13 protein-coding genes are annotated in these 14,452 nt (G+C 33.5%); 1 reads left to right on the plus strand and 12 read right to left on the minus strand.

The features are described 5' to 3' along the window. Positions 1–8: 8 nt before the first annotated feature. Complete coding sequence (locus HCAN_RS05640) at positions 9–1,379, plus strand: sodium-dependent transporter (protein ID WP_006655791.1); 1,371 nt, start codon at positions 9–11, stop codon at positions 1,377–1,379. Between the two features lie 141 nt (positions 1,380–1,520). On the opposite strand, the gene HCAN_RS05645 is transcribed toward HCAN_RS05640, so the two are convergent. From HCAN_RS05645 to HCAN_RS05695, 12 genes are all read right to left on the minus strand, one after another. Continuing rightward, the gene (locus HCAN_RS05645; protein WP_006655792.1) at positions 1,521–2,348 is read right to left on the minus strand and encodes a hypothetical protein; all 828 of its coding nucleotides are present in this window, start codon (positions 2,346–2,348) and stop codon (positions 1,521–1,523) included. Beyond that, complete coding sequence (locus HCAN_RS08170; protein ID WP_114975733.1) at positions 2,348–2,449, minus strand: NADH-ubiquinone oxidoreductase subunit E family protein; 102 nt, start codon at positions 2,447–2,449, stop codon at positions 2,348–2,350. The genes HCAN_RS05645 and HCAN_RS08170 overlap by 1 nt, the downstream gene beginning before the upstream one ends. Positions 2,450–2,788: 339 nt before the next feature. Further along, entirely contained in the window at positions 2,789–3,196 is a 408-nt protein-coding gene (locus HCAN_RS05650; protein ID WP_006655795.1) for a chaperone NapD, read from the minus strand. A gap of 9 nt (positions 3,197–3,205) precedes the next feature. After that, complete coding sequence (locus tag HCAN_RS05655) at positions 3,206–4,159, minus strand: WD40 repeat domain-containing protein (RefSeq protein WP_006655796.1); 954 nt, start codon at positions 4,157–4,159, stop codon at positions 3,206–3,208. After that, a complete protein-coding gene (locus HCAN_RS05660) occupies positions 4,153–4,671 on the minus strand; it encodes a 4Fe-4S binding protein (protein WP_006655797.1) in 519 nt (172 codons plus the stop codon). Before HCAN_RS05660 ends, HCAN_RS05655 begins: the two co-directional genes overlap by 7 nt. After that, on the minus strand, positions 4,668–5,192 hold the full coding sequence (locus tag HCAN_RS05665; RefSeq protein WP_006655798.1) for a nitrate reductase cytochrome c-type subunit: 525 nt from the start codon (positions 5,190–5,192) through the stop codon (positions 4,668–4,670). The genes HCAN_RS05660 and HCAN_RS05665 overlap by 4 nt, the downstream gene beginning before the upstream one ends. A gap of 1 nt (position 5,193) precedes the next feature. Continuing rightward, positions 5,194–5,994, minus strand: a complete 801-nt coding sequence (gene napH, locus HCAN_RS05670) for a quinol dehydrogenase ferredoxin subunit NapH (protein ID WP_006655799.1) — start codon at positions 5,992–5,994, stop codon at positions 5,194–5,196. After that, positions 5,991–6,770: a ferredoxin-type protein NapG gene (gene napG / locus HCAN_RS05675; protein WP_006655800.1), complete on the minus strand. Its 780-nt coding sequence runs from the start codon at positions 6,768–6,770 to the stop codon at positions 5,991–5,993. The genes napH and napG overlap by 4 nt, the downstream gene beginning before the upstream one ends. 5 nt (positions 6,771–6,775) lie before the next feature. Continuing rightward, positions 6,776–9,562, minus strand: coding sequence for a nitrate reductase catalytic subunit NapA (napA, locus tag HCAN_RS05680; protein ID WP_006655801.1), 2,787 nt, complete (start codon positions 9,560–9,562; stop codon positions 6,776–6,778). A 141-nt stretch (positions 9,563–9,703) separates the two neighbouring features. Beyond that, positions 9,704–10,663: a chemotaxis protein gene (locus tag HCAN_RS05685; protein WP_006655802.1), complete on the minus strand. Its 960-nt coding sequence runs from the start codon at positions 10,661–10,663 to the stop codon at positions 9,704–9,706. Positions 10,664–10,718: 55 nt separating this feature from the next. After that, positions 10,719–12,422 (minus strand): ABC transporter ATP-binding protein, encoded by a 1,704-nt coding sequence (locus HCAN_RS05690; protein WP_006655803.1) that lies wholly within the window; start codon positions 12,420–12,422, stop codon positions 10,719–10,721. Continuing rightward, complete coding sequence (locus HCAN_RS05695) at positions 12,422–14,356, minus strand: transglycosylase domain-containing protein (protein WP_006655804.1); 1,935 nt, start codon at positions 14,354–14,356, stop codon at positions 12,422–12,424. The genes HCAN_RS05690 and HCAN_RS05695 overlap by 1 nt, the downstream gene beginning before the upstream one ends. Positions 14,357–14,452 lie beyond the last annotated feature (96 nt).

The raw sequence follows: 14,452 nt of genomic DNA on the forward strand, positions 1-14,452 counted from the left end.
TTACAAAAATGCAAAGACAAACTTGGACTAATCATATCACTTATATTCTAACGATTGCAGGTGCTACCATTGGTTTTGGAGCGACTTGGAGATTCCCCTATCTTGTGGGAGAAAATGGTGGTGGTGCTTATGTGCTTATCTTTATTCTTGCGATGATTTTAGTTGGAATCCCTATTATTTTAGTTGAAAATGTGATTGGTAGAATGGCACACAAAAACTCTATTGATGCCTTTGGAGAAAATACAGACAAAGGTGCTTGGAAAATCATAGGCTATATGGGAGCCATAGGTGCTTTTGGAATCTTAGCTTATTATATGGTGCTTGGGGGTTGGGTTATTGCTTATATTGCCAATATTTTTACTTCCTTTTTTGGAGATATTGGGCTTAATCTATCAAGCCCTATCACAAAAGAAATCACTTCAGAATTCTATTCCCAAAATATAGAAAATTCACCTTGGCTGATTGGATTTTACACTTTACTCTTTGTTGCTATAAACTACATTATCCTTAAAAAAGGCATTATTGATGGGATTGAAAGATCGGTTAAATGGCTTATGCCACTTTTATTATTATGTCTTTTAGGAATGATAGCACGCAATATCACACTAGATAATGCTATGGAGGGGATTAAATTCTATCTTATTCCTGATTTTTCTGCCATTACCCCAAAACTCTTTTTGTATGTTTTAGGGCAAGTTTTCTTTGCACTTTCTCTTGGATTTGGGGTTATGATTACACTTTCTTCTCACCTTAGAAAAGATGAAAAACTTGTCAAAACCGCTTGTATTACAGGAATCATCAATACACTTGTGGCAATTCTAGCTGGTTTTATTATCTTCCCTTCGCTCTTTAGCGTTGGGTTAGCTCCTGATTCTGGACCCTCATTAGTATTCAAAAGTCTTCCTATTGCCTTTTCACATATGGTTTTTGGTGGTTTCTTTGCAATTGTATTTTTTGTTTTGTTGCTAATTGCTGCTCTTACAACTTCATTAACCATTTATCAAGTTATCATTAGTATTTTAGAAGAAAAATTTAAATTCTCTCATAATAAAGCAGTTAGCTTTACATTGATAGCGGTTTTTATTTTGGGGAATCTTCCTTGTATTCTTGCTTATGGACCTTGGAGTGATATTATCATTTTTGGTAGAAATATCTTTGATAATTTTGATTTTATTAGTGGAAATATATTCTTTGTGCTTACTGCTTTGGGTTCTGTTATATATGTTGGCTGGGTTTTGGATAAAAATGCGATTAAAGAAATCAACAATTATTCCTCCAAACCCTCGCTTTTTAGCCTTATTTGGTTTTATTATATTAAATACATCATACCGGCTATTATTCTTGCAATTTTCATTGGCGGCTTTTTGATAAAAATTTAATTTTTATCAAAAAAACCTTATAAATCCAAAAATTTCACTTAGAAAATAAAAATATTATTAATGCCCATACTCATTCAAAACAATCTCACTTTCTTTGTAAAATATTTCACGATCTTCTATTTTGATTGGCATTTTTTATCATTACATTATCTTATTAAGTCTGATTTTTTGATAACAAAAAGAAGAATCCTCCTTTGTAGGTAACAATAAAATTCCCACCATTCCTTTAATTTCTTTATTTTCGTAAAATTCTACTTCCAATACCTCTGAATCCTCAAAAACCACTTCAACTCTCTCCTTATCACTCACCTTCCCTACTAATCCAAATTGCCTTGAAGCCTTTAAGATTGGAGATTTAATAGAATCATCATAGTGCAAATACGCTACCAAGCCATCAAAATCTCCAACTTCTTCTACCTTAGTAATCTCTTCAAAATGGGGCATAATAGATACCATCTGCTCTTCTAAAAAAACTACTTCCAAAGTATGATTTTGAGAAAATAACGCAAGAATCTTTGCAATATTTTTAGCATTTTTGTGAGTAAAAATATCCTCTCCAATAATCAAAGCATTTTTAGAATTCTTTTTAAAGCTCTGCTGTATCTCAAAAATTTCCTCTTCTGCTAAGTTAATTTCTGAAGCTAAATATCCAATATCAAGATCTTGAATGAAAGTTTGATTTTTAACCACTTCATCCTGCAATAAAGATTCTGCTAAAAGTGCCAAAACCAATTCTTCACAACCAACTTCATACAAAAACTGCTTAATATTAGAAGCGGGATTAAAATTCAAAGGGCTTAATAAAAAAACACTCTCCTGTTTTACTAAAGAAGGGATTTTCTCTAAAAAATCCAAAATAAATCCACCTAATAAAACCACTGCACCTTTCTGGTTTTCTTTTAAATACTGATTAAGGGAAGTAATTTTTCCGCCATTTTGACAATAAATTTCAAAAAACTCTCTTAACATTAGCAAATCCTTTTTACTATAATTTTACAATCTACTTCATTAAAACACAAAGAATTCAATAATTCATTTTCGCTTTTTACAATATCCACACTTTTTTGCATATTGCTAAATTCCAAAACCTCAGACAAAAAATCTCTACTTCTCCAATTTAATTATATTTTAATCTCTTTTATATTGCCTCCACAAAGACATTTTTCAAATACCTTAAATCAAAAAATGCCTCATCAACTAATCCATTCAAAAACGATACAAAAAAATAACGCCCATCTTTATGTATCAATAAAAAGTTTATCCTTCTATTTCTCAATTAGCAACACTCAAACTATGCTTACCATAACTCATAGAATATTAAACGCTAATTCATCATAAAACCTGCAAACAAGTCATCAATAAAATTTCAATAAGTTTAAATTGGGCGACTTACTAGGAGCAATCCATTTTTATTTGGTTCTTTTTTTATTTAAAATGTTATCAATTTTATCTTGGACATCTCCACTATAGCCTATTTCCTCTGCCTTTAAATTATCATTTTTAAGAATTTCAGGCACCGCATCTTGTCTTTGAATATTCTCTTGCAAGACTTCTAATTCAGAATTATGATAAGTATAAATCATTTGTGCAGATATTACACCTTTTAATCTTTCAATCTTTTTTAATATTCGTATTTCTTCATCAACATTGCTTGATTCAATAGTAACAATAATCTTACCGCTCTCATCTTTGTAATGACATTGTGTCTGAGGAATCTTCTCAATCTCTTCCCAAAGCCTTTGGATATCCTCCCCCTTGCACATCACCACCAAACTTGAAACATTAAAATCTTGGCTTTTCTCATTTTCATTTTGCATACTTATCCTTTAAGGTAATTTCCAAAACAAAATATTTTTCCCATCTTCAGCACTTATAATTCTTTTGTCATCCACAAAAATAATGCTATTTAATAAACTCTTATGTCCCTGCAAAATAGCAATATCTTCCTTATTTACAATCTTAAAGACTGCAATATCACTCATTTCATTTTTCATATAAGCCCCAATCTCCCCACTAGGACTTAATCCTACGCTATAAACTAAAAATTCTGCCTCTTTAGTATAACTTCGAGAATCTTTTAAATACACCCCTGCTTTTCTATCTTGCCCTGCTGTAATCACAACTAATCCATTTTGACCCAATGCCATTTTAGCTTCATAAACATTATCTTTGTTTAATCCACTTAATTCTTCTAAAATCTCTCCGCTTAAAACCTCTCCATAATACAAAATTCCTGATTCACAAGAAACAAGAAATCTTGTGCGATCTTCACTTAAAATAAAATCCGAAAAAGTTGCCTCTGAAAGTTGTTTTTGATAAAGCACTTTATTATTTTTTAAATCATACAATACAATTTCATTGCTTACTAATCCCAAAAAAATCTTATCTTTATCTACAAAAGCTGCTTTTTTAACATTTAAAGTCAAAGGAAGTTTTTCTAATTTTTCCCCAAAAATAAAAAGATTCTTTTTTCCATCACTTCCCTCACTATCAATCAAAAATCGCTGATCAAAAAAATCTACAGAAAACACCTTAGGCAGATAAGAATCACCAAAAAAATTACTAATATGTGGCAACTCCACAAGAGTTTTTTGGGAAATATTTTGAAATTCAGAATCAAAGTTAATCTCCACCACTTCACCAAAGTCTGTTCCCACTAAAATTTTATTATCAATATAATTCATATCAATAATATTATTTTTTAAACTCAATTGATAAAATGGACTTATAGCAAAAACACTCTCCAAAAAACACAAAAATACAAAGATTATTTTTAGCATTTTCTTTCCTTTAAAACAATAGCTTGTGTTGGACAAACACCAACACAAAACCCACAACCAATGCAATTTTTATTAATCACGGGATAAAACATTCCAATAAAATCAATAGCTTTTTGGCTTCCAAGCACACTCTGACAAGCTTCTTTGCAAGTATAACACATTGTTTTATGATAACCTAAACATTGAAGTTCATCAATACATACCTCAAAATTCCAATGGCTCTCACTCTCTTCTTCTAAAACTCCATTAGGACAAGCCTTTGCACATTCACCACAAAGCTTACAACCCTCCAAACTAAAATCTACATAAGGAATTCCATCAAATATCTTTAAAATCCCTTTTTGACAAATTGTTTCACAAACTTTCACACACGGCTTTTCACAATCTTTGCAAAATTTTTCAAAAAGAGATTTATCTTGATTATAAGGAGGAAGTGGGAGCCAAGAATTACTCTCCTTTTGCTTCCCCCTTTTTAAAAAGAAATTAAAGAAATCTCTGCGATTCTCTTTCACTTCACACCTTCATTTAAAATATCAAGCAAATTAGATCTTGTATTACCATCATCTTGACGAAAATCTGCTTTGAAGTTATTTTCAACTAAAGGAGCTGCATTTACTTGCGTAGTATGGCAAATTACGCAATTAAAGCGATTTTCATCCATTTCTTCATGCAAATCTTTATTATTTCTTAAATCATAGAAATGAGATTTAGGCATAGCTGTTGCTCCCACTGCTTCTGCAATCCCAGGTAAATGGCAACCTGTGCAAGAATTATTATCTCTTGTAATAGGTAACATTCCATCAAGATTATGTGGAATCATAGGTGGTGCATTTTCAAAAGCGCGTTCAATCAATTCTGATTCGCCCGCTGCTTTACCGCTATAATCATAAGCTTGGATTTGTGCTTCTTCGCTAAAAAGTGTTGTTTTTCTTAAACCTATTTCTTCAGCAGAATAACCCTGCATACTTTTACAACCAATAAAAATCAAAGCAAGTGTGCTCGCTCCTGCAATCATTATTGTTTTAAAATTCATCTTATTTCCTTTTTGCAAAATCTAAAAGATTAAATTTAAGGGCATTATCCCCACAAACTTCAATACACCTTCCACATCGTGTGCATTCCCCACTAATAACCTTTCCACTCTCTTTTCCAATCAATCCAAGCACTTGCTTTTCTGGACAAATCTTTTTGCATTCCATACAATGCGTGCAAGAATCCAAATCGTATTTCACTTTTAAAAAAGCAAATTTACTTACTATGGAATAAAAGGCTCCAAGCGGACATAAATGACCACAAAAACCATGAGGAACAATAAATAAATCCAATAAAAATACTAAAAGCACAGCAAAAGCTCCAAAGCCCATACCAAAAACAATTCCACGATGAATCATTGCAATAGGGCTAATAGCCTCAAAAGCTGCCATTCCAAATAAACTTGACAGAATCAAAGCAAGAACCAAAGCGAAATATCGTATCTTTTTACTTAAATAAAAAGGTGCATAATTAACTCGCAAAACACGTCGCAAATAGTTAGCTAAATCCGTAATGAGATTCATTGGACAAACATAAGAACAAAAAGCTCTTCCTGCCAATAAGGCATAAAAAGCCAGAATAATTAATCCACCTATTAAAGCATTTACTCCAAGTAACGCGCCACTAAAAAAAAGCTGCAAGATGGCAAAAGGATCACTTAATGGAATCGTCCCAAAAAGCAAAGAGCTGCTAAGATTGCCTTGCAAAATCTTGATGCCGGCATAATTACCTAAAAAATACAAACACAATAAACCTATTTGTATAATGCGTCTAAGTGCTAAAAAACGAAATCTTTTCATCATAGCTCTCCATTATTGAGGTAATCTTGCACTTCTTGTAGATTTTTGTTGCTATTTCTTAGTTGATGCAATGTGGCATCTTCTAATCTCTCTTCATCTTGACTTTCCCAACCTTTAATATAATTTGTCCCTACTGCCCCTAAAGCGACTTCCCTAGGCATTACAATAATAGCTGCTTCTTGTGTTACACAAGCTTTTTCACATTTGCCACAACCAGTGCAAACCTCACTTTCTACAACTGGGAGCAAATAAGAATGTTTGCCTGTTCGTTCATTACGCTTTAATTCCAATTTAATTGCTTCACCCATCAAAGGACAAGCACGATAACACGCATCACACTGAATCCCCCAATAAGCCACGCAATGCTCTTTATCCACAATAGCCACACCCATTCTTGCTTTATTAATCTCCCATATTCCATCACTCTGCACCAACTTCGGCTCCAAAGCTTTTGTAGGACAAATAGCTACACAAGGAATATCAGGACACATCTCACAAGGAATCTCGCGGGGTATAAAATAAGGAGTCCCAATTGGCTTCCCACTCCCTGCACTTGCAAGCTTTAAAGTATCAAAAGGGCAAGCTTCAACACATAAGCCACATTTGATACAATGTTTTAAAAATTCTTTTTCTTCTAAAGCACCCGGTGGTCGCAAGATAAGAGGATTAGCTCTGCTTTCCTTTAAAAAAGCACTCCAAACCAATCCACCCATCATTGTCATTGCGATTGCTTGTGCTGCTTGGATAAAAAATTGTCTTCTTGGATTTTTGTTGTCCATTGGTTTTATGCCTTATAAATTTTCACTGCACACTTTTTAAAATCAGTTTGTTTAGAAATTGGGCAAGTCGCATCAAGACAAACTTTATTAATATATACCTTTTCATCAAACCAAGGCACATAAACTAAGCCCATTGGAGGACGATTTCTACCTCTCATATCCACTCTTGCTTTGACTTTTCCTCGTCTTGATTCAACCCAAACTGCATCATTTTGTTGCACACCCAATTTTTCTCCATCTTTCGGATTCATATAACACAATGCTTCTGGGACTGCACGATAAAGCTCTGGCACTCTCATTGTCATTGTTCCACTATGCCAATGCTCTAACACACGACCAGTGCTTAACCAAAATGGATACTCTGCATTTGGCATTTCTGGTGGATCCATATAAGGGCGGAAAAATATTTTTGCTTTATTTTTAAGTGAATATTTTTCACTTGTTTTAGGCGATTTTAGATCCCCTCTTGGCAGTTCTTTGCCTGAAGTTCCATAAAAAGCAAACTCGCCATTATTAGCTTTTCTTGCATAATAGTCATATTTACTATTAAACCTCCATTGCGTTTCTTTGCCATCAACCACAGGCCACCTTAAACCTCTAACTCTATGATAAGTATCAAAGTCTGCTAAATCGTGCCCATGTCCGATACCAAATTTACGATATTCTTCCCAAAGGTATTTTTGCACAAAGAATCCATAACCTTCAAAAACCTTTCCATCACTGCCAACCACTTGTCTTTTATCGCCAAACACCTCAGAATTCAATTCATTTTCTAACATTTTATCATCGGTTTTATAGCTTTTTGCCTCTTGATTAGCATAAAGCACTTCAAAAAGCGTAGTATCCTCACTATATCCCATTGCTTTAGCTTGTTCTAGCACACTTGGAAGAGTAAGTTTAGCATTAATTTTCTTTTCACCCCATACTTCTTTTAAAGTGAAGCGTTTTGAAAATTCCATCATCTGCCAAGTATCACTCATTGCATTTCCTTGAGGTAAAACTTGTTGTTTCCAATGCTGTGTGCGACGCTCAGCATTTCCATATGCACCCCATTTTTCATAAATCATTGCAACTGGCAAAATCAAGTCTGCTACTTTTGCACTAATTCCTGGATAAGCATCTGAAACTACAATAAAATTATCCATTTCCCTAGCTGCCTTAATCCAATGGTTTGCATTAGCGGTATTTTGCCAAGGATTATTCACTTGCACCCAAGCCCATTTAATTTTACCATCTTCTAAATCACGCATAATTTGCATAAAATGCGCCCCAATTTGAGGATTGATAGTTCCACTTGGAAGCTTCCAAATTTTTTCTGTAATCTCTCTATGCTTTTTATTTCCCACTACCATATCTGCAGGTAATCTATGTGAGAATGTCCCAACTTCTCTTGCTGTTCCACAAGCACTAGGTTGCCCTGTAAGAGAGAAAGCACCACTTCCAGGTTTGGCTTGTTTTCCTAGCAACATATGAACCATATAGCTTTGTTCATTCACCCAAGTTCCTCTTGTGTGTTGATTCATACCCATTGTCCAAAAACTAACAATTTTTCTGTTTTTATCCACATAATAACTTGCCAATGTTTTTAATTTTTCTTTGAAGGATTCTAGGCTTTCTTGTGAATCACCTTTTGCAATTTTAGCAACAAAGTCAAGCGTATAAGGTTCTAGAGCTGTTTTAAAATCTTCAAAAGAAATTTCCCAATGATTTCCAGCATCAGCAATGTGTTTATTCTCCATTACTTCGCCTGCTTTCATACCTAAATAGCGTAAAGTAATCCCTTCATTCTCACTTAGAACTTTAGATTTTTCTTTTGCAGCAGTATCAAGTTCTTTTGGGTTATATTTAGCATGTTTAATATCCATTCTCATACCATAACCAATATCAACAAATCCTGTTGTGAAAATACAATTTTTCTTCACAAAGTCCCAATCGATAGATTCTGGGTGATTATAAACAATCTCTCTTGCAATATAATTCCAAATTGCCAAATCAGTGTGTGGAGTAAAAATAATCTCTGTATCGGCTAAATCCGAAGTGCGATTAGAATAAGGAGTGAGATTAACAACACGCACTTTATCTGGTGCAGATAACTTTCTATCTGTAACTCTAGCCCAAAGGATTGGGTGCATTTCAGACATATTTGCTCCCCAAGTTACAATGGTATCTGTCAATTCAATATCATCATAGCAACCAGCTGGTTCATCAATTCCAAAAGTCTCCATAAATCCCACAACCGCACTTGCCATACAATGTCGAGCATTAGGATCAAGATTATTACTTCTAAAACCACCTTTGATAAGTTTTGCCGCTGCATAACCTTCTTGAATTGTATATTGTCCTGAACCAAAAACGCCAATTCCTGTTGGTCCAAGCTCATTATAAGCCTCTTTAAACTTTTGCTCCATAACATCAAAAGCTTTTTGCCAACTCACTGGCTGGAATCGACCATTTTTATCAAATTCACCTTGTGCATTTACACGCAAAAGAGGTTGAGTTAATCTATCTTGTCCATACATAATTTTAGCATTAAAATAACCTTTAATGCAATTCAAACCCCGATTCACAGGTGCTGCTGGATCACCTTTGACAGCTACAATCTGTTCATCTTTAGTGGCAACCATAATCCCACAACCCGTTCCACAGAATCGACAAACTGCCTTATCCCATTTCCAACCCCCTTCAGCTTCTTTTGCCATTAAAGCTTGAGGTGCTGGGACTGCGATACCTGCAACACTTGCTGCACTAACAGCCGCTGCTGTCTTCAAAAACTCACGTCTTGTTTGTGCCATATATGCCTCCTTAATTTCACTAGCATTTTTAATGCGAGAAAATTATAGCACTTAAGGAGGATAAAAGATTTGATTTAAGTCAATATATATATTTGTATATTTCGTATTTCTGGGGCTAAAAGCCCTTTTGGAGCAAAAAAATTATTTAATCATAAAGCGTCTTAATGCGTCTTCCACTTCTATTGGATTAGATTTTGAAATAAACTCATTAGCTTTTAAAGAACGAGCCATATCTTCATTACTACTTCCACTCATCGAAGAATTAACAACAACAGGAATATGAGCTGTTAAAGGATTATTTTTGACCTGCTTAATAACCTCAAATCCACTTGCTTCTGGCATTTCTAAGTCAGTAATAATAATCCCTATTTTAGAAATATCTGTATCTTTAGCAAAAATATAATCAAGCAATTTTTGTCCATTGGAAAAAGTCTTATAGCTTACTCCAAGTTTATTGAGAATATTTTGCATTGTCTTAATAACACTTGGAGAATCATCTGCCAATAAAACTTCATTGCTTGTTACAATTTGTTTAATTTTGTCAATTTCATCATTTTTTTCATCTTCAATCCAAGGAAATACATCAACCAACATTTTTTCAATATCTACAACTTGAACCAAGCGTCCATCAAAATAACGCGTTCGGCTCACTAATTTACTATTTAATCCTGAATTTCCAATTCCAGCACTTTGTTCTATCTCTGTCCATTTTTTATTCAAGATTCGATCAGCTTCATAAATCCTAACACCAACCGTCCATTTAGAAAACTCGCAGATCATAATAACTTCATCATCGCCATCTTCTCGCTTAATTCCATAAGGCTCAAGGTTTCTTGATTTATCTCTTGAATCATAATAAAACCACTTTTTTAAATCAATGAGTGGAATAGTTAATTCTCTAATTGTGATTAACCCTTCCACCAATGAACTTCCCCCATGAGAAACAATTGTGATTTCTCCTCGATATTTCACTACCTCACGAATCTTAAAAACATTCACTGCATATAAATCTTTATCTTTCTCTAACCTAAAACAAAGAAGTTGCAATTCATTATTTCTATGGAGATTGGTTATTTGATCAACATTTGATAGATTTGACATTTTAGCGCCTTACTTAAAATTTTATTTAATTATATCATAATTTAAAATAAGAAAATTAAAGATTTTTATAATATTCCTTAAAAGCTTCACATTTTTCTAACAACTCCTTTTGTGTGCCATTAGCAATAATTCTTCCGTGTTGAAAGAAATAAATTCTATTGGCTAAAGAAACCGTAGAAAACCTATGGGCAATAATAATAACAATTCTATCCTTGATGACTTCATTAAGTGCATCTCTAAATTCTTCTTCTGTTTTATTATCCAATGCACTTGTAGCTTCATCTAAAATTAAAATCTCAGGATTCTTATAAAGTGCTCTTGCAATAGCAATTCTCTGCCTTTGCCCTCCACTTAAATTTGCCCCAAACTCTTCTAAAATTGTATGAATTCCATTAGGAAGCGATTCAACATAATCCAAGATTCTTGCTCTATGAAGCGCTTCTTTAACTTTTATTTCATCTATTACGCCTCCATAAGCAATATTCTTTGCGATACTATCATTAAAAATAAATATTCGCTGCGTAACAATCGCCACTTTTGACCTCAAACTAGCTTGAGTAAAATCTTGAATATTACAACCATTTATCTCTACACTTCCGTTATTTGGCTCATACAAACGCAACAATAAATTTACAAGTGAGCTTTTACCTCCTCCACTACTTCCTACTAACGCTATACTTTCACCCTTGTGAATTGTAAGATTAATTTTACTTAAAGCCTGTTTTTCTCCATAAAATAAATCCACATCCCTAAAAGCAATCTCTTTTACTTCATTCTTTAAAACTTCACTTCCATCTTTAATTTTAGCTTTTCTATCTAGCATTTCAAAGATTCTATCCCCAGCAGCAAAAGCAACTTGTATTTTAGCATAAAGACCACTTACGCGTTTAAAGGGCGTATAAAGCATAAAAAGTGCTGTTACAAAAGAAAAAAACGCCCCTGTGGAAATCTCGTTATTGATAACTTTATGCCCCCCAATAAAAATCACCACAGCAATCGCAATTGCCCCTAGAGTTTCCATTAATGGCGAAGTTAATTCCGAAACACGCACCGTTTTCATAGAAAGCTTAAAAAGATCCTTGTTGTGTTTTGCAAATTCTTCTTTTTCTATAGTTTCTCCAGAACTTGCCTTAATTAATTCAATGTTATTAAAAATTTCTATCAATTTCGCAGACAAATCCGCATTCTTTTGCTGCATTTTTGCAGAAGCGTGGCGCATTTTTCTTGCAATAAGCGTGATAGGATAAAGCGCTAAAGGCATTACTACAAGCCCATAAAAAGCCAACTCAGGACTTTGATAAATCACCACTCCAACAAGTCCTAATATAGTCAAGCTCTCCCTAATACCTTCAATAAAATAATTTGACACTGCACCCTGCACCGCACCAATATCACCGGTGATTCTAGAGATCAACTCTCCATTGCGATAGCGATTGAAAAATTCCATTTCAAAAGTTAGCATTTTGTCTAACAAAATATCTTTAAGTCGTCTTACAATATCTTGTCCCACAAAATTCATATAATAAGTTTGAATGTAGGCTCCAAGTCCTTTAGAAAAATAGGCTAAAACCACTAAAAAAGGTAAAACTTGCAACATAGTTATATCTTTTTTAATAAAGATATCATCCAAAACAGGTTTAACTAAATAGGCACTTGCACTACTTGCAACTGCCACCATAATCGTCCCTATAATAGCATAAAAAAAATAAAGCTTGTATTCTCTGATATAAGGATAAAATCTCTTTAAAAAAACTTTCATTAAAAAATAATCCCATTTTGATTTTTATTTGGATTGTATCGCAAAGGAGATTTATCGGTATAATAAATCACTTCACCTTCTATCACTTGACTTCGCACACCTTCTGGTATTTTAAATTTCCGATCCAACCCAGGATCAATTGTTAAAATCCTTTCAAAAAAATACGAAAAAGCTGATGCCGGTGCAATTCCCCCAGATTCTCCACTACCCATTGCAGTATTGTCATCTTTGCCATACCAAACTACTGCTTCAATACTAGGTGAAAACCCACAAAACCAAGCATCAATATTTTCATTTGTTGTTCCTGTTTTACCAGCAAGCTCAATTCCATTAACCCTAGCTCGTTTCCCTGTTCCATTTTGCACCGCATCTCTTAACATATCTACCATCAAAAAACTTTGTTGTGGGGTGCTTAAATCGCTTGATTCTTCTTGAGAATAAGCAATATTTCCTTCATTATCAATAATTCGATCGATTAATCTAGGCTCAATTACTTTGCCATAATTAGAAAAAACCATAAAATTTCTTGCCATTTCCAAAGGAGATGAACCAAAACTTCCTAGTGAAATTGTCAAATCTTTTGGAACATTACTAAAACCATAATTCAAAATTTCTCTATAAATTTTATCAAATCCGACTTCCTCAACTAAATTAATAGTTGCAAGATTTAATGATCTTCTTAATGCCTCCTTTAAAGTAACATAACCATTGATATTAGGAGTATAGTTTTTAGGTTGCCATCTCTTATTTTTTCCTTCATTTCTATATTCATAAGTTCTTGTAATATCTGGAATTCTATAGTTTTGCCCTAACCCTGAATTTAAGGCACTAAGATATAAAAAAGGCTTGATACTACTGCCAATTTGCCTTTTGCTTTGTGTTGCTCGATTGAAATGGCTTTTTTGATAATCAACTCCACCAACTAATGCAAGAATCTTACCCGTCTTACTTTCAAGCACCACAAAAGCTCCATTAAGTTTTTCTTGCATTTTTTTATCATCTTTGTGCCGAGAGAGAATCTGCTCATATCCAAAAAGTAAAGATTCTTGTGCAATTTCCTGATAATCTAAATCAATATTGAGATAGATTTTATAACCCCCACTTTTTAAATTAGTAATATCTTTTAGCTGTCGCTGCACTTCATCAACCACATAGGGAGAAACATTTTGCGTTAAAGTATCATCATACACTTTGGGAGATTCTGCAATACCTTCATCTAATTGCTCTTTGCTAATCCAACCTAGCTCCTCCATTCTCTGTAAAACATTATTTGCTCTTGCTAAAGAAAAATCATAATTCTTTGTAGGATCATAAAAACTAGGCGCTCTAGGCAAAGACACAAGAATTGCAATTTCCTTTAGCGTTAATTCATTCATTTCTTTACGAAAATATCCTTGTGAAGCAGTCTTAATCCCATAAAATCCGTGCCCAAAATAAGTATGATTTAAATAGCGTTCTAAAATTTGTTCTTTGCTTAAAATTGTTTCTAATTGAAAAGCTAAAAGCACTTCTTTAAGTTTGCGCTCAATAGTCTTATCTCGAGTTAATGCAACATTTTTAATCAGTTGTTGAGTAATAGTGCTACCACCTTCTACATAACCCCCACTTTTAATATTTTTTAGCATTGCACGCATAATAGCATCTAAATTCACTCCGGGATGTTCGAAAAATAAAGTGTCTTCTATAGCTAAAAGTGCTTCAATAAGACGAGGAGGAATCTCCTCAAATTTAGCATAAAAACGAAATTCCTTGTCAAATAAATTTGCAATCAAGCGTCCTTTTCTATCAAAAATCTGCGTTGTAATAGGTGGATTATACTCCACAATCTTATCGGTGTCTTTATAGATTTCATAATAAAATTGTGAGACAAAAATAATGATGGCGATAAAAGCAATAATACAAAGAGTAAAAAAAATTCTCAAAAAAAATTTCATCAATATTCCAATTTAACTAAAAAATAAATATTCTTAGCAAGATTCTAGCATATATTTTTTTAAGAAAAGTTTGCATATTTTGAGCAGTAAAAATCC

It is taken from the genome of Helicobacter canadensis MIT 98-5491 (assembly GCF_000162575.1).
Taxonomy (GTDB): Bacteria; Campylobacterota; Campylobacteria; order Campylobacterales; family Helicobacteraceae; genus Helicobacter_D; species Helicobacter_D canadensis.